At 70.7% G+C, this 20,233-nt stretch carries 18 protein-coding genes and 1 pseudogene; 13 read left to right on the top strand and 6 right to left on the bottom strand.

What is annotated here, in order from left to right; translation table 11 throughout:
- The coding region (locus ACFSKW_RS45975; protein WP_379580928.1) for a sulfurtransferase at positions 1-402 on the bottom strand (402 nt) is incomplete at its 3' end.
- A 293-nt stretch (positions 403-695) separates the two neighbouring features.
- Between ACFSKW_RS45975 and ACFSKW_RS45980 the strand changes: the two genes are divergently transcribed.
- Complete coding sequence (locus ACFSKW_RS45980) at positions 696-854, top strand: hypothetical protein (RefSeq protein WP_379580929.1); 159 nt, start codon at positions 696-698, stop codon at positions 852-854.
- Positions 855-888: 34 nt separating this feature from the next.
- Here ACFSKW_RS45980 and ACFSKW_RS45985 read toward each other — a convergent pair whose 3' ends face one another.
- Entirely contained in the window at positions 889-1,974 is a 1,086-nt protein-coding gene (locus ACFSKW_RS45985) for an RICIN domain-containing protein (protein WP_379580930.1), read from the bottom strand.
- A 137-nt stretch (positions 1,975-2,111) separates the two neighbouring features.
- Between ACFSKW_RS45985 and ACFSKW_RS45990 the strand changes: the two genes are divergently transcribed.
- Together ACFSKW_RS45990 and ACFSKW_RS45995 are read left to right on the top strand one after the other, a co-directional pair.
- On the top strand, positions 2,112-2,381 hold the full coding sequence (locus ACFSKW_RS45990; RefSeq protein WP_379580931.1) for a hypothetical protein: 270 nt from the start codon (positions 2,112-2,114) through the stop codon (positions 2,379-2,381).
- Positions 2,382-2,487: 106 nt separating this feature from the next.
- On the top strand, positions 2,488-4,263 hold the full coding sequence (locus ACFSKW_RS45995) for a flavin monoamine oxidase family protein (RefSeq protein WP_379580932.1): 1,776 nt from the start codon (positions 2,488-2,490) through the stop codon (positions 4,261-4,263).
- Between the two features lie 227 nt (positions 4,264-4,490).
- Here ACFSKW_RS45995 and ACFSKW_RS46000 read toward each other — a convergent pair whose 3' ends face one another.
- A complete protein-coding gene (locus ACFSKW_RS46000; RefSeq protein ID WP_379580933.1) occupies positions 4,491-4,766 on the bottom strand; it encodes a hypothetical protein in 276 nt (91 codons plus the stop codon).
- A gap of 174 nt (positions 4,767-4,940) precedes the next feature.
- Here ACFSKW_RS46000 and ACFSKW_RS46005 point away from each other — a divergent pair, with 174 nt between their 5' ends.
- Positions 4,941-7,631, top strand: a complete 2,691-nt coding sequence (locus tag ACFSKW_RS46005; protein ID WP_379580934.1) for a helix-turn-helix transcriptional regulator — start codon at positions 4,941-4,943, stop codon at positions 7,629-7,631.
- Here ACFSKW_RS46005 and ACFSKW_RS46010 read toward each other — a convergent pair.
- Positions 7,624-8,637, bottom strand: coding sequence for a nuclear transport factor 2 family protein (locus tag ACFSKW_RS46010; RefSeq protein WP_379580935.1), 1,014 nt, complete (start codon positions 8,635-8,637; stop codon positions 7,624-7,626). The genes ACFSKW_RS46005 and ACFSKW_RS46010 overlap by 8 nt on opposite strands.
- Positions 8,638-8,962: 325 nt before the next feature.
- On the bottom strand, positions 8,963-11,590 hold the full coding sequence (locus ACFSKW_RS46015; RefSeq protein WP_379580936.1) for a helix-turn-helix transcriptional regulator: 2,628 nt from the start codon (positions 11,588-11,590) through the stop codon (positions 8,963-8,965).
- Positions 11,591-11,685: 95 nt separating this feature from the next.
- Here ACFSKW_RS46015 and ACFSKW_RS46020 point away from each other — a divergent pair, with 95 nt between their 5' ends.
- Positions 11,686-12,435 (top strand): alpha/beta fold hydrolase, encoded by a 750-nt coding sequence (locus ACFSKW_RS46020; RefSeq protein WP_379580937.1) that lies wholly within the window; start codon positions 11,686-11,688, stop codon positions 12,433-12,435.
- Between the two features lie 209 nt (positions 12,436-12,644).
- On the opposite strand, the gene ACFSKW_RS46025 is transcribed toward ACFSKW_RS46020, so the two are convergent.
- Positions 12,645-14,927, bottom strand: coding sequence for an ATP-binding protein (locus ACFSKW_RS46025; RefSeq protein WP_379580938.1), 2,283 nt, complete (start codon positions 14,925-14,927; stop codon positions 12,645-12,647).
- A gap of 193 nt (positions 14,928-15,120) precedes the next feature.
- Between ACFSKW_RS46025 and ACFSKW_RS46030 the strand changes: the two are divergent.
- The 8 genes and pseudogenes from ACFSKW_RS46030 to ACFSKW_RS46065 form a co-directional block, all read left to right on the top strand.
- Positions 15,121-15,678 (top strand): annotated as a pseudogene (locus ACFSKW_RS46030) (alpha/beta fold hydrolase); the annotation flags it as partial.
- Positions 15,611-15,874, top strand: a complete 264-nt coding sequence (locus ACFSKW_RS46035) for an alpha/beta fold hydrolase (RefSeq protein ID WP_379580939.1) — start codon at positions 15,611-15,613, stop codon at positions 15,872-15,874. The pseudogene ACFSKW_RS46030 and the gene ACFSKW_RS46035, both read left to right, overlap by 68 nt.
- 12 nt (positions 15,875-15,886) lie before the next feature.
- Positions 15,887-16,717 carry an alpha/beta fold hydrolase gene (locus ACFSKW_RS46040; protein WP_379580940.1) on the top strand — a complete coding sequence of 277 codons (831 nt, stop codon included), beginning with the start codon at positions 15,887-15,889 and terminating at the stop codon, positions 16,715-16,717.
- A gap of 13 nt (positions 16,718-16,730) precedes the next feature.
- Positions 16,731-17,525, top strand: coding sequence for an alpha/beta hydrolase (locus ACFSKW_RS46045; RefSeq protein WP_379580941.1), 795 nt, complete (start codon positions 16,731-16,733; stop codon positions 17,523-17,525).
- Between the two features lie 169 nt (positions 17,526-17,694).
- Positions 17,695-17,946, top strand: coding sequence for a hexameric tyrosine-coordinated heme protein (locus ACFSKW_RS46050; protein WP_379580942.1), 252 nt, complete (start codon positions 17,695-17,697; stop codon positions 17,944-17,946).
- A 5-nt stretch (positions 17,947-17,951) separates the two neighbouring features.
- Positions 17,952-18,743, top strand: coding sequence for an MBL fold metallo-hydrolase (locus tag ACFSKW_RS46055; protein WP_379580943.1), 792 nt, complete (start codon positions 17,952-17,954; stop codon positions 18,741-18,743).
- Between the two features lie 50 nt (positions 18,744-18,793).
- Positions 18,794-19,243: a Dps family protein gene (locus tag ACFSKW_RS46060; RefSeq protein ID WP_379580944.1), complete on the top strand. Its 450-nt coding sequence runs from the start codon at positions 18,794-18,796 to the stop codon at positions 19,241-19,243.
- A gap of 390 nt (positions 19,244-19,633) precedes the next feature.
- On the top strand, positions 19,634-20,233 hold the full coding sequence (locus tag ACFSKW_RS46065; protein WP_379580945.1) for a hypothetical protein: 600 nt from the start codon (positions 19,634-19,636) through the stop codon (positions 20,231-20,233).

The raw sequence follows: 20,233 nt of genomic DNA on the forward strand, positions 1-20,233 counted from the left end.
GACCGTAGGCCGGCGGGCAGGCTCATCGAGAGTGAGCGTCCTGCCGTCGAGCTCCCACTTCTTACGTCCGCCATCGAGCAGCCGGACGTCCGCGTGGCCGTAGATCGTGAAGTACCAGTAGGCGTAGGCCGCGAACCAGTTGCTGTTGCCCCCGTAGAGCACCACCGTGTGATCATTGGAGATGCCTTTTCTGGCCATCAGCCTTTCGAACCCGGCCTTGTCGACGAAGTCCCTCCGGACGGGATCCTGCAGGTCCGTGGTCCAAGTCAGGCGAACCGCTCCCGGCAGATGACCTCTGTCGTAGGCGGAGGTGTCCTCGTCCACTTCGACGAAGACCACCCGGGGGTCGCTCAGATGCGCCTGCGCCCAGTCAGCGTCCACCAGCGCTGTGTCCCTGCTCATTGGAAAGCCCTCTCTATCCGGACATTTGCTGGGTCCAGCGTGAAGCGGGCCGATTGACGCCGGATGACAGGGGCCGATGAACGGATCTCGGAGGCCGTCAATCAATCGTCAAGTTCGTGACTGCAGGACCAGGGGTCAACCACGTTCGGGCGGACTGCGGAACGCGGGCCGGCACGCCATCGAGTACGGCCTGCCGACCAGCGGCGACTCGTCACGCGGGATTCCATGCCGGCCACCGCCGACAGGGCGGAGGCCGCCTGGTCATCCGTCGAACCGGCCAGGTCGGCCACGGCATGGAACTCGACTGGCCAGAGCGGTCGCGATGCTTGACCACGCTCACGCTTGGTCAGCCGGAAAGGGCGCGCACCTCGTGGTCGGCGGCGCTTGACGCATTCGAGGGCGTCGGCGTGCCGAAGGCTGACGAGGTGCGCGCCCGGCTGACCGTCGGGTGAGCGCCCGGGGGCCGGCGCCCACCCGACGGTCAGGTCAGGACAGCTTCCACAGCTGTTGGTTGCCCGGCTTGTTGCAGTCGATCGCCCAGATGGGCCTGCCGCCGTTGTCGTCGACGGTCAGGCAGCCGCCTTGCGGGTAGCCATGGGTCATGTTGTAGACGTTCTTGATGCTGTACCAGCCGTCTCCTTCGGGGTCGATGAAACGCCACAGCTGGGTGGGGCCGTGGTGGACGCGTTTGTCCTCGACCCGCCAGTTGTTCGGGATGACTTCCAGGACGTTGCCGGTGGCGGGGACCTCGATTTCCCAGGTGCCGTCGCCCTTGTCCCACACGGTGCGTCTGCCGAGGGAGAAGCCGCCTTGTGCGGTGATGGTCAGCTGCTTGCCGTGCTCGAGACGGTTACCCGGGACGGGCTTGGAGCCGTCGCCGCCCTGGCATCCGTCCTCCAGGTCCTCATCCCCGCAGTCCGGCTTGTTCTCGACGCCGTAGGGGGCGAATGTCACACTGGTCTGCCAGTCGTTGCAGCCGCCGGCGCCGCAGGACCCGAGATAGTCGTCCTCTCTGACCTGGACGCCGTCGTCGGCGCGGTTGGCCGTCTCCGGCTCGATCCACTGGATCCGGTCGCGCTGGCCCTTACGCCCCTTGAGCGTGGCTTCGCCCTTCTCGAAGATGGCGATGCTGTAGGAGAACGTCTGCTGGGTGCCGTCCGCGCCGAGGTCGACCGTTTCCTGCTCGAGGATCGGCCTGCCGTCGGGGCAGTCGTCGCACCGCAGCTTGCTCAGGTCGACTCGGCTGTCGTCGGCGATGAGCACGTGGTATCCGAACGGGAGCTGGTCGTCGGCCCCTGGACTGTCGTTGTTCCAGACGTCGTCAAGGACCGCCCGCATGTAATCCCGGCGATCATTCGCCTTCTGGGCCTCGTTCTTGAAGTGCCGCACGATGGCCTTGATGAGCTCTTTGGCCAGTCGGCGGCCGATCTTGGCCACGACAACCGGCAGGATGCGCTGCTGAACTCCGGCATTGACCTGGGCCGTGGCGGCCTGTGCCGTACCCGCGGCTCCGAATACCAGGCTCGCGCCCACGATGATGCCGACGAGCGCGCCGGCGATGCTTCGTTTCACTTGTGTCCACTCCTCGAGAACGGGATCTTTCTCGCCGGAGAGTCCACAAGATTCGCCTTGACAGCTGATTACTCCGTGATAGGCGAGCAGGTCCGCGAAGTCGACACAACGTCTATCCGCAGTCCAAGGACGAGGCCGTGTTCACCACCCTGGCGGAGATCCTCCGCGCGCCGCGTCCCAACCGAAGCGAACATGGGCTCGCAATTCGGCGTGGGCAAAGCGCCGTTCCCGAGACCACTCGCCCGCCCGGCGCTGATGCCGGCGTCATGGACGCACGCGACCTACCCGTCGGCGAACTCGTGGCCGGCGTCGGCGTGATCCTGGAGGGACTGCTCGCCGTCTTCGCCGCCGGCGGACAGGCTGTGGAGCAGGCTGGATACTTCCACCGATCCATGCCACCCGTATGACAAAGCGACCCGGCCGGGGTGTCGCCTCGACAAGTACGGCCGCCGGATGGAACATCGCCACGTCCCCCACTTGCGGAAACAGGTGCAAGCACGCCGGGGGAGTGACGTGAGCGTCCACAGCCACAGCAAGGACATCCAAACCGGGAAGCCGTCGGCGAGGGGCGGACCCACGCGGCGCGATCTACTCAAGGGGGGCGCGGCGGTCGGTACCGCCGCCATCGTCGAGGGATCGCTGGGTGCCACGGCGTGGGCCGCCTCGGCACCGACCACGGACGGCGTGATCGACGTCGCCGTCATCGGCGCCGGGGTGTCCGGGGCGTACGCGGGCTGGCGGCTGCTCGGACCGGAAGCCAGGAGCAGCGGCGTGCTGACAAGGCTCCGGCGGCGTCGCGGCGGCCGGCTCGTGGTGCGCCTGTTCGAGAGCAGCGAGCGCGTCGGCGGCCGTCTCTTCTCGGTGACGCCGCCCGGCATGCCACATCTGCACGCCGAGCTCGGCGGGATGCGTTACCTGAGCAACCAGCCGGTCGTGGCCGACCTGGTGAGACATCTTCGGTTGCCGACGGCCCCCTTCCCGGTCGACGAGCCGCAGAACCTCGTCTACCTGCGTCAGCGCCGCTTCACCATGAAGCAGTTCACTGACCCGAGGGTCGTGCCCTACGACCTGCCGGCCGAGATCCGGGGCATGACGCCGGACGACGCGCTCCTGTCGGTCATCCAGCGCTTCGTCTCCAACGCCGCCCAGATGAACCACCAGGCGTGGGACAGGATCAAGCCGACGGCGTCGGTCGGGGGCCGGCGCCTGTACGACATCGGGTTCTGGAACCTGCTGCTCGATGCGATCGGGCAAGAGGGATGGTCGTTCCTCCGCGACGGCTTCGGCTACGGGTCGGTGGTGTCCAACGTCAACAGCGTCGAGGCGATGGAGGCGTCGGTGGCGGACTTCGTCGGCTCCCCGCCGCCGCAGTACCTGCTCCTGCGCGACGGCTACCAGACGATGCCCGAGGAACTCGTCCGGCGGTTCGTGGCTGAGGGCGGGAGCGTCCACCTCCACCACCAGGTGCGCCGGATCGACCGGGAGACGGTTGACGGCGAGGAGGTGCTGGCCCTTGCCCTCACCGTGTGGCCCGGGGGCCAGCCGCTCAAGGTGCTGGCGCGCCACGTCATCCTGGCGATGCCCCAGCGCTCGATCGAGCTGCTGGACCCGGACACCTTCCTCTTCTCCAGCAGCCAGCTCCTGTCCGACCTCGGCTCGATCGTCACGAGGCCGGCCTCGAAGCTCTTCCTCGCCTACGACCGGCCATGGTGGGAGGATCTCGGCCTGGACGCCGGCCGCTCGGTGAGCGACCTCCCGCTGCGTCAGACCTACTACTGGGGCGTCGAGGGGAACCAGCCCGGGGCCGACCGCGCCAACCGCAACGCCCTGCTGCTGGCCTCCTACAACGACCTCAGCGACGTCGAGTTCTGGAACGAGCTGCTGACGCGGCCGAAACGCCTCGCCCCGGTGGCGGTGACCCGGCCGCCGCGGCCGATGGACGCCTCGGCGCCGGGGGCACTGGTCGACGAGGCGCAGCGCCAGCTGCGCGAGCTGCACGGCCCCCGCGCCCGCATCCCCGACCCGACAGCGGCCTACTTCCAGAACTGGGTGCAGGACCCGTACGGCGCGGCCTACCACTTCTGGCAAGTGGGGGCGAAGAGCTGGGAGATCATGCCACGGATGCGCCGTCCGATCCGCGACGCCAACGTCTACGTCTGTGGATCGGCGTGGTCGACCGGGCAGGGCTGGGTCTACGGCGCGCTCACCCAGGCCGAGCTGATGCTCGAGGAGCACTTCGACCTGCCGCGTCCGGCATGGCTCTCGCCGGACGTCTACCTCGGCCCGTAGGCCGGCCATGCGGCGAAGGAGTCACGTGCCGACACCGGAGCGCGTGTCGCCCTACCCGCATCGCGGCGGACATGGAGCGGTGGGTGCGGTCGGTCGCCTCCCACGGCTTTCGCGCTTCGCCGGTCCCTGCGTTCGGAAGAACACCCCCAAATCGTTGGCCTACGTGCACGCCGGCCCCCCCCCAGACACCACCCCGTTGCCCGATCTGAGGCGATCCGGGGCCGCCGTCAGAGCTTGCGGAGGCCGGCGAACTGAAGGCCGGTGAAGCCCGCGACCACCACCGCCTGGGCGATCACCAAGGCGAGGCCCAGTGTGGTGAGCGGGAACCACGCGGCGATCAGCGCCTCCGCGCTGGCGATCACCCAGGCCACGTTGACCGCCATCACCGTGATCACCGCCGGCCGGTTCACCACGTGCCGCGAGGCGAGGTGCAGCAGGAACCCGGCGAAGGCCACCAAGAAGACCCCGGTCGGCACCAGGACGGCCGTGGGCAGGCCGAACATCGAGCCGAAGACCGCGGCGGCGGCCAGGTGGACGAGCCCGTTGGCACCCGACCCGATGGCGTCCTGTGGCGTCCAGGCAGGCTCCCGGGCCGAAGGTCCGGGCAGGGATGCCGCCTGGGCCTTCGGTCCGGCCTCGAGTCCGAAGCTTTGTCAGCGTTCCGCTAGATTTCGGCCATGTTGTATGGGCGGGCCGTGGAGCAGTCTCAGGTCGATCGGCTGCTGGAGGACGCACGGTCCGGGCACAGCGGTGTGCTGGTGGTGCGCGGGCAGCCGGGCATGGGCAAGTCCGCGTTGCTCGGCCACATGACGGAGCGGGCCGCGGGGGTGCGGGTGCTTCGCGGGGTCGGTATCGAGTCCGAGGCCGAGCTGCCGTATGCCGCCCTGCATCTGCTCCTGCGTGCCGAGCTCGACCGCATCGACGCGCTGCCGGCGGCCCAGTCAGCGGCGCTCCAGGGAGCGCTGGGGCTCGGTGCGGCCGCGCCGGAGAACAGGTATCTCGTCGGGCTGGCCGTGCTCAGCCTCCTGGCCGAGGTCGCGGGAGAGGGGGCGCTGCTCTGCCTGATCGATGACGCGCAGTGGCTCGACCAGGCATCCATTGACGCGCTGGTGTTCGTGGCGCGGCGGCTGGACGCCGAAGGCGTCGCGCTCGTGTTCGCCGGCAGGGAGGAGTTCAGGCCGCAGGGGCTGCCCGAGCTGTGGCTGGACGGCGTGGACCGTGACGCCGCCGTCGCGCTGCTGGCCAAGGGGGCAGCGGATCTGGCGCCCTCGGTGCGTGACCGCATCCTGGACGAAGCCGGCGGAAATCCGCTCGCGCTCATGGAGCTGCCGTCCGCGCTCACCGCGGAGGAGCGGGCCGGCCAGCTGAATCCGTTCGCCACCATCCCGGTCGCCAGCCGGGTCCAGGAGGCTTTCCAGCGGCAGATCAGGGCGTTGCCCTGCACCGCTCAGTCGCTGCTCGCAGTGCTCGCCGCCGATGACACGGGCGACCTTGGCATCGTGCTGCGCGCTGCGGAATCCTTCTCCGCCAGGCTCGTGGACTTGGAGGCGGCGGAGCAGGCCAGGCTTGTCACGGTGAACGGGTCGGCGGTGGCCTTCCGCCATCCGCTCATCAGGGGCGCCGCCTACCAGAACGTTCCGTTGACGTCGCGGCTGGCCGTACGGCGCGCGCTTGCCGAGGTGCTCGTCGGGGGCGAGCACGCCGACCGCAGGGCCTGGCATCTGGCCGCCGCGACGACCACGCCCGACGAGGAGGTGGCGCGCGAGCTGGAGCTTGCCGCGGAGCGGGCGCGCACCCGTTCCGGCTATGCGGCCATGGCCGCGGCGTACGAGCGGGCCGCCGAGCTCACACCTGACACCGCCAAGCGGTCGATACGGCTGGCCGCGGCGGCTGTGGCGGCCAGCGACGCGGGCCAGCCGACCCGCGCGGGCGCGCTGGCCGACCGGGCCAGCGAGGAGATCCAGGATCCGCTGGCCCTCGCCCATCTCGTTCAGGTGCGGGCACATCGGGAGTTCGAGCAGGGCACCCCGGCCGCGGCCGGCGAGCTTGTCATCGGCGGCGCGGAGCGGGTGGCGCCGCTGGACGCCGAGCGGGCGGGCTACCTGTTGGTGGAGGCGGTGCGCTGCGGATGGTTTGCCGGTGACCCCGAGCTGTCAGGGCGGGCGGCGAAGCGGCTCAGGGCATTGCCTGAGATCGGCTCCCCGCTTGTGAGCGGCGCGTTGGGGCTGGCCGCGCTGCTCGACGGCGATCTGGAGAACGCGGTCACGCTGATCCAGGAGCTGGTGCTCGAACCGGATCAGTCCGCGTTCCAGGTGCCGGGCCTGCTCTTCGTGGCCCAGCTGTGCGTGCCGATCGGGCGGTACGGTCAGGGCGAGGCCGCCGCAGCGCGCGTGGAGGCCGAGTGCAGGGCTCACGACATGGGCGGCTGGCTGGCCATCGCCACGGAGACCCTGCTGCACGCGCGGACGCTGCTCGGCAGGTATCGCGAGGCGGCGGCCATGCTGGAGGAGATCATCCCCATGGTCGGCGACCTGGGGCAGTGGAACAGTGCGGCCACGCTCACCGCGCTGCTAGCCCTGGCGCGCGGTGAGCTGGGCGACGAGGAGGGCTGCAGGGCGGCGGCCGCGGCCGTCTTCGAGCAGGCCGGAGCGCGCGGGCTCCGCATGGCCGAGGCGATCGCGGTGGCCGGGCTCGGGCGGCTGGAGCTCGCGCTGGGCAGTCCGGAGGCGTCGCTGGGAATCCTGGAAAGCATTCCGGCCGAGGCCAACGCGCCGGTGTCCGTCTTCTTCGCCCCCGACCAGATCGAGGCCGCGGTCAGGGCCAGGGAGCCCGAGCGGGCACGCGAGCCCCTGGCGTACTACCTGGACTGGGCGGCCCGTGTCGGTCTGCCGTCCTCCGACGCGGTCGCGCTGCGCTGCCGTGCCCTCGTCGAGGACGACGAGGGACTTTACGATGAGGCCGTGCGGGTGCACGAGCAGGGCGAGCAGCCGCACGAGCGGGCACGCACGCAGCTGCTCTACGGCGAGTGGCTGCGGCGGGCGCGTAAGCGCGCCGCCGCCCGCGCCCAGCTGCGTGGCGCCCTGGAGACCTTCGACCGGCTCGGCATGGCGCTGTGGGCCGAGCGGGCGCGCGCGGAGCTGCGCGCAACGGGCGACGTCCCGGCCGCCCCGCGCCAGGCGGACGACCCGCTCAGCGTGCTCACCGCGCAGGAGAGGCAGGTGGTACGGCTGGCAGCCACGGGCGCGTCCAACCGCGACATCGCGGCCCAGCTGTATCTCAGCCCGCGCACGGTCGGCTACCACCTCTACAAGGCCTTCCCCAAGCTGGGGATCTCCTCGCGGGCGGAGCTGGCCGCGATCACTACCTGAGCTTGCCGTACAGCTCGATGATCTTGGCTTCGTCGGCGACGAGCGGCAGCTGGTCGAAGGTCAGGCTCCAGTCGCTCGAGACGCCCCTGGTGTCGCCGATGCGCTCGATGATGCCGAAGCTGACCGGGTCGGTCTGGCCCTTGGGCAGGACCGTGCCGTGCCATTCCAGGTACGTCGCGCCGTTGACCTTGACGGCCTGGCCCGGCTGCAGCTGGACGTCGCTGACCTGGTCGAAGAACGTCTTCAGGTAGGCGAGCTTGCCCTGCGTGGTGCGGAGCGTGCCGCCGTTCAGTCCCGGGGCGGACAGCGGCGCGCCGGTGAGCCGTCCCGCGAGCGCCTCGGCGTCCTCGTTGTTCCACGCCTCCACGCGCTCGACGAGCTCGTCGGAGCCGAGGACTGGCCGGCGGCCCTGGTCAGGCGCGCCGCCGTCGGTGACGTTCGCGAACAGGTCGGGCAGGCTGGGGTCGAGCGGCTTGAACCAGGAGTGCCGGTCGTAGTAGCGGCGGCCCTGGATGACCTTGCCGTCGTCGGTCAGCAGGACCCGGTAGACCGCGGAGTAGGCGACCTCGCGGCCCTTGAGCGTGGCCTCGTTGTGCGCCTCGAACATCACGGCAGGGCCGTTCACGGCGATGCGCGTGCCGCGGAAGCGGAAGTCGGGCACCAGCGCGAGCGTGCCGCTGATCGCCGTCCTGATGGCGTCCAGGCCCTGGACCGGCGGCCTGCCCGCCTTCGCAGGCTCCCACAACGTTGCGTCCTTGGACCAGATGTCGACGTAGGCGCCCACCCGGTCGGGGGTGATGACCTTGCCGAACGTGATCTGCCGCTTGATGAACGCGCACGCGCCGGGCGACACCCAGCCGCTGATGGAGGTGACCTCCGGCCGCGCCTCCGCGCAGCCCTCTCGGTCCCAGCCTCCCTTGGCCGCCTGCACCGGGCTCGCGAACGTGCACAGCGCGAGTACGGCCCCAGCTGCGAGTCCCATCGCCGCCACCGGAGTCACCTTCATGACCTCCCCTTTCGATGTTCTTTCTGGTGACACCGAAATTAGGCTGATCTTGTCCGCGGCGAATCTGTCAGCGCGACGGTAGTCAGGCTCGCCGCACCAGGTAGGCCACGAGAAGGGCCAGCGGTTCTGGCTGAAGTCACTCTGCGGCTGCCGATCCGGCCTGGCACCGCCCGGCTCCCCGCAACATCGACATTTCCAGGCGGGCGTTCCTGCGCACCCAGGCGAAAGGCCCGCTGGCCTGCGATCACTCTCTCCTCGAAGGTCGTGCCGGTACGGCGTTGGCCACGGCACGAGCATCGGCCGCCGTCGGATGGGCGCGAATCGGTCAGTTGACCGCATGGCCCTCCAGGGCGTCGCGTAAGGCGGCGCGGGAGGTGATGCCGAGCTTGGGGAAGATCCGGTACAGGTGGGCGCTGACGGTCCGCGACGACAGGAACAGCCGCTCGCCGATCTCCTTGTTGCTCAGCCCTGAGGCGGCCAGACGGGCCACCTCCAGCTGCTGGGCGGTCAGGCTGTGGGCGGCGTTGGCGCGCTGGGCGACCGCCACGCCGGTGGCCCGTAGTTCCTGCTCGGCCCGCTGCTGCCAGGCGGTCGCGCCGATCCCGGCGAACAGGTCGGCCGCCCTGCGCAGCTCGGGCCGCGCCTCGCCGGGCTGCAGCCGGCGGCGCTGCAGCTCGCCGAGCGCGAGCCGGACCCGGGCGTGGTCGAAGGGCCAGCGCTCGGTCCTGGGCAGCGCGAGCGCGGCCTTGAACAGCGGCACCGCCTCCTCCTCCGGCGCCACCAGCGCCTGGGCGGCCATGACATGCAGGCGCAGCCGGGGCGCCCGGTCTGCCAGCCCGGCAGCGGCGGCGGCGTGCGCCTGGGCCTCGGCCGTCCTGCCGGTGCGCACCGCCGACTCCACCAGCTCGAAGACCGCCCACGGCGCGAACGCCACGTGCGCAGGGATGACTCCCGGCGGGCTGATGCTCGTCCAATGCGCGTAGGCCGTCTCGTAGTCGCCGTGCGCGGTCGCGGCCAGCGCGAGGTTGCGGGCGGCCAGTGTCAGGTGCAGCGCGCTGCCGCGCGGGGCGGCCCACTGCTGGACGGTCCTGCTGTACTCCCTGGCGCTGTCGGCGTCGCCTCGTGCGGCCGCGATCCAGCCCAGGCTGCAGCGCAGGTCGTGGGCCAGCAGCTCCAGGTCGTGCCGGACGCACAGGTCCAGCCCGGCGTTGGCCGAGCTCTCGGCGGCCTCCCACTGGCCGGCCAGGAAGTGGTCGTGGGCGGCCAGCCAGTAGCCGCTGGCGGCGTGCGTCACCGCGCCCCGGCCGACCTCGCCGTCGATCAGGGCGCGGATGCGGGTGCGGTAGTCGGGCAGCAGGTCCATCCAGGTCGCCGCCCTGCACAGTGCGGCCACCCGTCCCGGCGGGGCGTCACCCGGCAGCTCGTCCAGCGCCGTGCGCACGCGCTCGGCCGTGCCGGTGCCCAGGAAGACGTCGTACAGCAGGCGTACGTGCTCGTCGTCGCAGCCGGCGACCACGTCGGTGACCTCCGCCCACTCCTGGGGATCCTGGGCATAGGAGGCGGCCATCACCCTGATCAGCGGGCCGGCCCCGGGCGTGCCGCGCAGCAGGCGGCGCGCGGCGTCCAGGTCGCCGTCGCGCAGCAGGAGAATCTGTGCCTTGACGGCCAGTGCCCTGGCCGGGTCGTTCAGGTGGCGGCGCGCCTGGTCCAGCAGTTCCTGCGCCAGGTCGAGCTGCCCGGACTCGCCGGCCAGCTCGGCGGCGTGCTCCAGCCGGGCGGCACGGGCCGCCGGGTCCGGGGTGAGGTCGGCCGCCCGCTGCAGCGCCTTGACCGCCAGGCCGCTGCCGCCGCGCAGGCTCACCGCGCGGGCGGCGTCCTCCATGTCGGCGGCCACGCGCTCGTCCGGTTCGACCGTGGCCGCCGCGAGGTGCCACATCCGGCGTTCCGGGTCGGCCCGGTGCTGCTCGGCCAGGACCGCGTGCGCCTGCCGCAGCTCGTCGGGTGCGGCCGTGTTGATGATCGCCGACCTGACCAGCGGATGCCGGAATCGCATCCCGGACGGCGTGGAGTCGCGCGTGACCAGGCTCAGCCGCTCGACCTTCAGGAGGTCGTGCGGCGACAGCTCGGCTTGGTGCTCGAGCCGGTCACCGTCCAGCGCGGTCACCAGCAAGGTGGTACGGATCTCCGGCGGCAGTGACAGCACCCGGCCGGCGAACGCGGTCTCCAGCCGGGTGCGCAACGGCGCGCCGGTGGGCAGCATCTCCACCCCGACGGAGGTCCGCGCCAGCTCGGTGAGCGCGAGGGGGTTGCCCGCGGCGTCACTCAGCACCCGCAGGCGTACCGACTCGGGCAGTCCTGGGTGGAGCAGATCCAGGAGTTCCCCGGCCGCCTGCTCGTCGAGCGGCCCGACCTCCAGCGTGTTGATGCCCGGGGTGACACGTTCGCCGGCCGTCAGCGGCCGCCGCGCGAAGATCGCCCTCAGGTCATACGGCTTCAGCCGCATCAGGATGAACATCATCACCTCGCGCGTGGGGTGATCGACCCAGTGCGCGTCCTCCACGGCGATCAGCACCGGCCCGTCCTGCGCCACCGTGGCCAGCACCGCCAGGGAGGCCACCGAGATCGCCAGCCGGTCAGGCGTCGGCCCGTCCTGCATGCCCAGCACCCGGCGCAGCACGTCCCGGTGATAGGGCTCCACCCGGTCGACATACTCCATCACCGGCCCGAACAACTGATACAGCCCGGCGAAGGCGAGCTGCGCCTCGCTCTCGAAACCGCTGCCGCCCACCACCCGCATTCCCCGCTGCCCGGCGTAGGCGATGCCGGCCTGCAGCAGCACGGACTTGCCGACGCCCGGGTCGCCGTGCAGCACGACGTTCGGCAGCACGCCGGGCGCGCGGTCGATCGCCTGCCGCAGCGCGGCCAGCTCCCGCTCCCGTCCGATGATGTCCATGCGTTGATCTCCTCACGTGCAGTCATTTGACCGATGGCGCGCGAACGCGCCCACGGCATGCTGTGCGGATGCCGCTCTTACAGGTGGAAAGAGAAGTGACCCTCTTCTATGAGGACTTCGGCGAAGGCGAGCCGGTCGTGCTGGTGCACGGCTGGCCGCTGTCGCAGCGCTTCTGGGAGGCGCAGGTCGGCGCGTTCGTCGCGGCGGGCCGGCGTGTGGTCTCCTACGACCGGCGCGGCTTCGGTCGTTCCTCGCAACCCTGGGACGGCTACGACCACGACACCTTCACAGGGGACCTTGCCGCGGTGGTGGACGCCCTCGGGCTGACCGGGGTGGCGTTGGTGGGCTTCTCCACCGGCTGCGCCGAAGCCGCCAGTTACACCGCCGGATCGGACCGGGTGAGCAGGCTGGTGCTGGCCAGCCCCGTGGTGTACCCGGACCCGCTCGCGCACGAGCTCAGGACGGCCGCGGCTGGGCATCGCGTTCACATGCTGGACGACGTCTTGCTGAGGTTCTTCGCCGTCGACGGCCACAGCGCCCTGGACGAGCAGACGCGGCTGTACCAGCTGCGGCTGGCCGCCGACGCCTCTCCCCGGGCCACCGCCGAGTCCCTGGCGGTCTGGGAGGCCGCGGACCCGGGCCTCGACCTGGCGCGGATCGCCGTACCCACCCTGATCGTCCAGGGCGAGGCCGACGCATTCGTGCCGCCCGAGGACGGCGGTCGGCGCGTCGCACGCGCTGTGGCGGGCAGCGTGCTCACCACCATTCCCGCCGCGCCGCACGCCGCGCCGCTCACACACCACGAGCAGTGGAACCAGCTCGTGCTGGAGTTCCTCGCCGGGTGAGAAACGTCTCGCGAGGTCATGCCAGGGGCATGCCGACCTGGTCAACGGGGCTCTCCTTTCGGCCGGAGTGAACCGGCGACGTCGCCGCGGCCGATGATCAGCCAAGCAGCGGACCGCGCCGCTTTCCAGGCACCTTGGAGGCAGAAAACTCCAGCGCGCCCGCGCCGGCCTCGATCGCTCTCAAGCCGCGACGGAGTGCCGCTGCCGGATCAACCGGCTGCCGGAGGGTCGGAGAGCTTCACGCGCAGACGGCCGGTGCTCGAGTGATCGAGCGGGACGAGGAGGTCGAGTGCCTGCTGCCAGGCGGCGCCGGCGGCGTCGGCCTCGCCCAGGGCGCGGTAGGTGTCGCCGAGGTGCTCCAGGACTTCGGCCTCGAGGTGGGACCGGCCGGTGTCGCGGTAGAGGTCGAGAGAGCGCCGGTAACAGGCGATCGCCCGGTGGTGGTCGCCGAGGTGGTGGTGGGCGTAACCCAACGTGTCCCACGCCGTGGCCTCGTTGAGCGCCATCTTCTGCTCGGCCAGGTATGTGATGGCCTGCTCGCTGCAGGCGATGGCTTCGTCGTAGTGGCCGAGCATGGCGTGGTACCAGGCGACGGAGGCCAGCTCGTTGGCGTGGCCGGGCACGTTGCCGGCCTCGCGGTAGCGGCCGAGAGCCGCGAGGGCGTGGTGCAGGGCATCCTCGTATTCACCGAGATCGCCGTGCAGCCAGCCCAGATCGTGGTGGACCCTGGCTTGATCCAGCGGCCGGGCGATCGTGCCCGGCGATCGCAGCAGGGCCAGAAGACGCTTCTTGGCCGCCTCCGAGTGGCCGAGCCGATGCTCCTGCCTGGCCAGCCAGCCCACGACAGCGCCGGCGTACCTTTCTCCGGCGGGATCGCGGTGCACGGCTTCGGCGGCGCGGGTGAGGAAGGCGAGTGATTCCTGGCCGAGAATCCACACATGATCGAGGAAGGCGTCCACGACGGTCCAGGCGAGCTGCCACACATGGGTGTCGAACCCGCCCAGGACCTCCGCCTGTCGCTGAGCCGCCCACACCACCTGTAGCTCGCGGGCGGCCCACGCCACCGCCTGCTCACGGTCGCCGAAGCCGTCGACGACCGTGCCCGGCTGCGCGGGCGCCAGCTCGATGGGCGTGGAGACGACGGGGTAGATGACCTGATCGGCGGCGTGCGCGGTGTGCAACAGATGATCTAGAAGGCGGTGGAAAGCCTGCCGGCACCCGGCGGGCCCGTCGTGTTCCTCAGCGATCTCGGCGGCGTAGGCGCGCAGCAGGTCGTGCAGCCGCCAGCGGCCAGGCGCGTGCTCGGTGACCAGGTGGGCGGCGCAGCACTCCTCCAGCAAGGCACGAACCCGGCGCGTGGGCAGGGCGACGAGGGAGGCGGCGGCCGGCAGGGAGACGTCCGGGCCAGGATGCAGCCCCAAGAACCGGAACAGCCGAGCGGCCGCCGGGCTGAGAGCCCGATAGGACCAGGAGAAGGCCGCGCGCGGATCGACCCCGTCGGAGGTGTGGAAGGCGTCCAGGGTGCCGTGCGCCTCCCGTAACTCGGCCGCGATGTCCGCGAGCGTGAAGGACAGCCGCGCGGCGGCCCGTGCGGCCACGACCGCCACCGCCAGCGGCAGATGCCCGCACAGCTGCAGAATCTGCGCCACCGCCTCCGGCTCGGCCCCCACCCGCGTCTCACCGAGCCTGCGGGCCAGGGCTTCTCTCGCCTCCGCGGGAGTCCACACGTCCAACGTGAGCACGCGCGCGCCATGCGTGGCGGTCAGACCGGTGAGCTGGTTGCGGCTGGTCACGATCGCCAGGCACCCCGGTGCGGCGGGCAGCAGCGGACGGACCTGCTCGCTGTCGCGGGCGTTGTCCAGTACGACCAGCACCCGGCGGCCGGCCAGCTTGCTGCGGAACAGCGCGGCCCGGTCGTCGGTGCCGACCGGGATGCGGCCTTCGGAGACGCCCAGCGCGCGCAGGAACCCGCCTAGCGCCTGTCCGGGGTCGAGCACCTGGCCACTGCGGTCGAAACCCCGCAGGTCTACCCACAACTGCCCGTCGGGATAGGAACCGGCGATCCCGTGCGCCCAGTGCAGGGCCAGCGCCGTCTTACCGACGCCGGCCATCCCGCCGATGGCGCCAATCACTATGGCCGGTGTTCCCTGCCCTTCTTGGTCCAGGAACGCCAGGGCCTGCCGGAGTTCGGCGCGGCGGCCGGTGAACACCGGCAGATCAGCCGGAAGCTGGGCCAGAGCCCCCGCCCGCGGGCGCGTCTTGACCGTGGCGAGCAGCCTCGCCCGATCCTGGTCGCCCAGTTCCAGGCCGTCAGCCAGCGCCTCGGCCGTGCGACGCTGCGGCGAGCTCACCCTGCCCCGCTCCATATCGCCGATCGCCCGCACGCTCACCCCTGAGGACTCCGACAGCTCCTCGATCGTCATCCGCGCATCGGCGCGCAACTCCCGCAACAGGGAACCGAACTCCCGCTCAGCCACTCCGCCTGCCCCCACGATGGTGATCCGACGAGGACATGATCATCACACGACGACGGCCGGCCGGGCCTGGCCGTCTCACATCGCGGGCGCCGTCGCCGCACCTAAGTACCGCCGACTTCCCGCCGCGGTGCAGTCATCTGACCGATTGCCGCCGAGGGCCGCGGATCTAGCGTCGAGCCCATCGACACCGACCCGAAAGGGACCTGACATGCCCCACGTGAGCGCCGCCGACGGCACACAGATCTTCTACAAGGACTGGGGCGGCGGTCAGCCCGTCGTGTTCAGCCATGGCTGGCCGCTGAACGCCGATGCTTGGGACAGCCAACTGCACCTGGTCGCCTCCCACGGCTTTCGCGCCATCGCCCACGACCGGCGCGGCCACGGCCGCTCCGGCCAGCCGTGGCAGGGCAACGACATGGACACCTACGCCGACGACCTGGCCGCCCTGCTGGACACGCTCGACCTGCGCGACGTCGTGCTGGTCGGGCATTCCACCGGTGGCGGTGAGGTCGCCCGCTACCTCGGAAGGCACGGCACCTCCCGGGTGGCCAAGGCCGTGCTGCTCGGCGCGGTGCCGCCGTTGATGCTCAAGACCGACGCCAACCCGCTGGGGCTGCCTGTCGAGGTGTTCGACGGCATCAGGGCCGGGGTCGCGGCCGACCGATCGCAGTTCTACAAGGAACTGGCCGTCCCCTTCTATGGCTTCAACCGTCCTGGCACTCGACTGCGTCCGCGCCTTCTCCGAGACCGACTTCACCGAGGACCTCAAGCGCATCGACGTGCCCGTCCTGATCGCGCACGGCGACGACGACCAGATCGTGCCCGTCGCCGCTTCGGCGCTGGAGACGGCCAGGCTGGTCAAGGACGCCACCCTGAAGATCTACGAGGGCGCCCCGCACGGCCTGGCCGGCGCCTTCGAGCGCGACTTCAACGCCGACCTGCTCGCCTTCCTGAACTCCTGAAGGAGCATCGCCATGACCTCTTTCCGCCGCCTGCTGGGCGTCCTCGCCGCCGGCTGTCTTCTGACGCTCGGCCTGACCACCGCCCCCGCGACCGCGACCAGCACCGTAGCCGGCACCGTAGCCGGCAGTGTGAAGCCGACCGTGGTGCTCGTCCACGGTGCCTTCGCCGACGCCTCCGGCTTCAACGACATGATCGACCTGCTGCAGCGGGCCGGGTTCCCGGTGATCGCCCCGGCCAACCCGCTGCGTGACGTGGCAGCTGACGCCGCGTACGTCTCCAGCGTCCTGGACACCATCACCGGCCCGATCATCCTCGTCGGGCACTCCTACGGCGGCATCGTCATCACCAACGCCGCCCGCGGTCACGCCAACGTCAAAGCCCTCGTCTACCTGGGCGCCTTCGCACCCGACAAGGGCGAGAGCGCTCTGAAGCTGGCCGACCAGTTCCCCGGCAGCGAGCTCGGTCACGCGCTGCTGGCCCGCGACTACAAGCTGCCCGACGGCACGCGCGGCGGCACCGACGGCTACATCGTGGCCGAGAAGTTCCGCGAGGTGTTCGCCGCCGACCTGCCCCCGGCCACGACCCGGCTCATGGCGGCCACCCAACGGCCCGGCAGCGTCGACGGCCTGAGCGGCGGCAGCGGCGAGCCGGCCTGGAAGACCATCCCGTCCTGGTACCTGATCCCCACCCAGGACAAGGTCATCCCGCCCGCCGCGCAGCGGTTCATGGCCGAGCGCGCCGGCAGCAAGGTCCGCGAGATCCGTTCGTCCCACGTCGTCATGACCTCCCACCCGGCCGCCGCGACCGCGGTCGTGCTGTCCGCCTACCACGCCACCCGATAAGGAGGAACCTTCCATGAGACCCGACACCATCGTTCTCATCCACGGCTTCTGGGTCACGCCCCGTAGCTGGGAGCACTGGATCACCCACTACCAGGCCCAGGGCTTCAAGGTCCTCGCCCCCGCCTACCCCGGCTTCGAGGTCGAGGTGGAGGCGCTCAACGCCGACCCGACTCCCATCGAGCAGGTCACCGTCCCGCAGATCATCGAGTCGCTGGAGGCACTGGTCCGTGGCCTGGACAAGCCGCCGATCATCATGGGCCATTCGGCCGGCGGCGTGTTCACCCAGATCCTGCTCGACCACGGCTACGGCGCCGCCGGCGTGGCGATCAACTCCGCCCCCACCGAAGGGGTGAAGGTCATCCCGCTGTCACAGCTGAAGGCCACCTTCCCGGTGCTGAAGAACCCCGCCAACCGGCACAAGGCGGTCGGCTTCACCTACGAGCAGTGGCGCTACGCCTTCACCAACACCTTCCCCGAGGACCAAGCCCGCGCAACCTACGAGCGCTACCACATCCCCGCCTCCGGCAACATCTTCTGGGGCAGCGCTCTGGCCAACATCCACCCCGGCAAGGACGACAACTGGGTGGACTACCACAACGACGAGCGCAAGCCGCTGCTGTTCGTCTCCGGCGAGAACGACAACCTCATGCCGCCCAAGATCCAGCGCTCGAACGCCGCGCACTACAAGTCGCCCAGAACCATCACCGAAGTGGTCGAGTACGCCGGCCGCTCGCACCTGATGCCCGCCGAGGACGGCTGGGAGAAGATCGCCGACCACGCCCTCACCTGGGCCCTGGACCACTCCTGACATCGGGGGTCGGCTTCCGCAGCGCAGGCTGCGGAAGCCGATGGGCGCCGGCCACCGTCGAAGCGGACGGCATGGGGGCGGCGTCGCCCGCGAGGAGCACCGCCTGCGAGCCGCCCGGAGCACCCACACCCGCGCGACAGCGCACATCAGTTGAAAGGCCGAAATCCTCATGACCCGCGTTCCCGACGAAGGCATGCTCCTCGTCCCCGGCGACACCCTCATCACCGCCACCCCCGAAGAAGGCCGGGCCCTGGCCATCACCCTCGCCCGCCACACCGTCCACACCATCCAGCCCGACCTGGAGACCCTGCGGGCCGGGCGCGCCCGGTACGGCGGAGACCCGATGGGACTGATCGCCGCCGCCCAGGTAGTGGCGTTGGAGTTCGCCACCATCGCCGCGGCCAACGACTACTGGCGCTGACCCCCATGACGAAGGCCCGGTTCACCCACATCGGCGGTCCCACGGTCCTCATCGAGTTCGGCGGCTGGCGGCTGCTCACCGATCCGACCTTCGATCCCCCAGGCCGCACCTACTCCTTCGGCTGGGGGACCTCCTCCCGCAAGCTGACCGGCCCCGCCGTGGACCCCGCCTGCCTGCCGCCCGTCGACGCCGTCCTGCTCTCGCACGTCCACCACGGAGACAACCTCGACGACGCCGGACGCGCTCTGCTGCCGGCCGCCGGCACCATCGTCACAACCTCCTCCGGCGCCCGCTCCCTGCCGTACCCGGCCCGGGGCCTGGAGGCGGGGCAGACGACCCGCCTGGAAGCGCCCAGCCGCCCGCCCATCGACATCACCGCCACCCCCTGCCGGCACGGACCCCCGCTGAGCAGGCCGATCGTGGGCGAGGTCATCGGCTTCGCGCTCACCTGGCCCGGCCAGGAGCACGGACCCCTGTGGATCACCGGCGACACCGTCCACCACCGCGCGCTGCGCCGGGCCGCCGCCGCGATCCGGCCAGGCACGGTCCTCCTGCACCTGGGCGGCGTCGGCTTCCCCGGCACCGGGCCGCTGCGCTACACCATGACCGCACGTCAGGCCGTACGGCTGTGCGCGGCCATCGCCCCGCGCACCGTCCTGCCGATCCACTACGAGGGCTGGCAGCACTTCAGGCAGGGCCGCGACGGCATCGAGCAGGACCTGCGGCGTGCACCGGAGCGCATCACCGGCCTGTTCCGCTGGCTTCCCCTGGGAACGCCGGAACAGGTGCAGCTCTAGACCACGACCTCGCCGACGACCCCTCACACACCGAAAAGGACGAAAGCGCCATGACCACCGCCACTCAGCTCGACAACCTGGCCATCGCCGCGTTGCAGGACGTGCTCGTCAACGTCGCAGAGCTGGCGTCCCAGGCCCAGCAGGCGCACTGGAACGTCCGCGGCGCCGCGTTCCTCCCCGTGCACCGATGGCTGGACGAACTGGCACAAACCCTGCGGGCCCACACTGACACGCTGGCCGAGCGCATCGCCGGACTGGGCGGCTGGCCGGACGCCTGCAGCGAGACGCTGAGCGAACGCAACACCCTGGAGTCCCTGCCGTTCGGCGCGCTCACCACAGGTCAGGCGCTCACCGCCATGGACACCGGTCTGGGGCGCGTCGCCGCGGTGGCCGCGGCGTGGTTGCGGAATCCGGCGGTCGACCAGGTGACCGCCGATCACCTCGCGAGCCTCTGTCGAGACGTCCAGAACCAGCAGTGGCTCGCCCGTGCCCAGCAATGAACAACCGCCATGGCCAACCTGCGCCCGATGAGCCCCGCCGCCTGCCGGACCTCGTATCGTTGCCAGCCGGGCTCGCCGGACGCTACCCCCGCGAGCTCTCCGGCGGCCGGCGCCAGCGCGATCGCCAGACGGGAGGCGACCGGACCTGCTCATCGCCGATGAGATCACTTCGGCGCTGGACGTGTCGGTGCAGGGCTCAGGTTGAACCTGATCCGCTCGCCTTCCTCGTGCGCTCGGCCACGGCTGGGTCGTACTCGATCGAGACCCGCCGGTGGCGCGCCACCCTGGAGGGCACCGAGAAGGTCGTCCAGCCGCGTACACCATCTGTTGGCGCGGGCTTCGCCTTCCCGATCTTTTTGCGACCCGTGCCCGGACCTAGATTGATCAGCCATGCGCAAGTCAGCACTCGCTCTGGTGTTCGCCATCACGGCGACACTTTCCGCCGGGCTCACGGCCGCCGCACCCGCGGGCGCGAACACGTTCGGTTTCTACGCCTACCACCCCACCTGGTGCTGTCCCAAGACCGACAACCGGGATGTCTACTGGAACGCGTCCACCCTCACCAGCAACATGATCACCGCGGCCGACTACGGCATGGCCAACCTCGACTACCAGACCGACCTGAGGATCGGCGGGTACGACAGCAGTGCGGGCACGCACACCGACCTGGTGATGTTCGACGCCTACTACGTCGACTACTGGGGCAAGGACTGGGACGGCTCGAGCACGGGCGTGAACATCACCGCCTCGACCAAGTGCGTCAGGGTGCTCGCCCAGATCGGCGGCGAGTACACGTGCGACCGCGCGGAGCTCCGCTTCGACCTGGCCGACATGACCAGCTCGACCATCCGCAAGAAGACGGCCTGTCACGAGATCGGACACGCCATCGGGCTCGGGCACACCAACCTGACCTCCTGCATGAAGCAGGGCTCGTCCACCACCCCGACCTACAGCAGCCACGACCGCTCGCACGTCAACGGGGAGTGGTGA

This window comes from Nonomuraea mangrovi (genome assembly GCF_042681425.1).
Classification (GTDB): Bacteria; Actinomycetota; Actinomycetes; order Streptosporangiales; family Streptosporangiaceae; genus Nonomuraea; species Nonomuraea mangrovi.

Coding starts and splice junctions, on each gene's coding strand:
- ACFSKW_RS45980 (WP_379580929.1), top strand. CDS start 696: ATGGAACTCGACTGGCCAGAGCGGTCGCGATGCTTGACCACGCTCACG.
- ACFSKW_RS46000 (WP_379580933.1), bottom strand. CDS start 4,766: ATGTTCGGCCTGCCCACGGCCGTCCTGGTGCCGACCGGGGTCTTCTTG.
- ACFSKW_RS46005 (WP_379580934.1), top strand. CDS start 4,941: ATGTTGTATGGGCGGGCCGTGGAGCAGTCTCAGGTCGATCGGCTGCTG.
- ACFSKW_RS46010 (WP_379580935.1), bottom strand. CDS start 8,637: ATGAAGGTGACTCCGGTGGCGGCGATGGGACTCGCAGCTGGGGCCGTA.
- ACFSKW_RS46015 (WP_379580936.1), bottom strand. CDS start 11,590: ATGGACATCATCGGACGGGAGCGGGAGCTGGCCGCGCTGCGGCAGGCG.
- ACFSKW_RS46035 (WP_379580939.1), top strand. CDS start 15,611: ATGGCTTCAACCGTCCTGGCACTCGACTGCGTCCGCGCCTTCTCCGAG.
- ACFSKW_RS46040 (WP_379580940.1), top strand. CDS start 15,887: ATGACCTCTTTCCGCCGCCTGCTGGGCGTCCTCGCCGCCGGCTGTCTT.
- ACFSKW_RS46045 (WP_379580941.1), top strand. CDS start 16,731: ATGAGACCCGACACCATCGTTCTCATCCACGGCTTCTGGGTCACGCCC.
- ACFSKW_RS46050 (WP_379580942.1), top strand. CDS start 17,695: ATGACCCGCGTTCCCGACGAAGGCATGCTCCTCGTCCCCGGCGACACC.
- ACFSKW_RS46055 (WP_379580943.1), top strand. CDS start 17,952: ATGACGAAGGCCCGGTTCACCCACATCGGCGGTCCCACGGTCCTCATC.
- ACFSKW_RS46060 (WP_379580944.1), top strand. CDS start 18,794: ATGACCACCGCCACTCAGCTCGACAACCTGGCCATCGCCGCGTTGCAG.
- ACFSKW_RS46065 (WP_379580945.1), top strand. CDS start 19,634: ATGCGCAAGTCAGCACTCGCTCTGGTGTTCGCCATCACGGCGACACTT.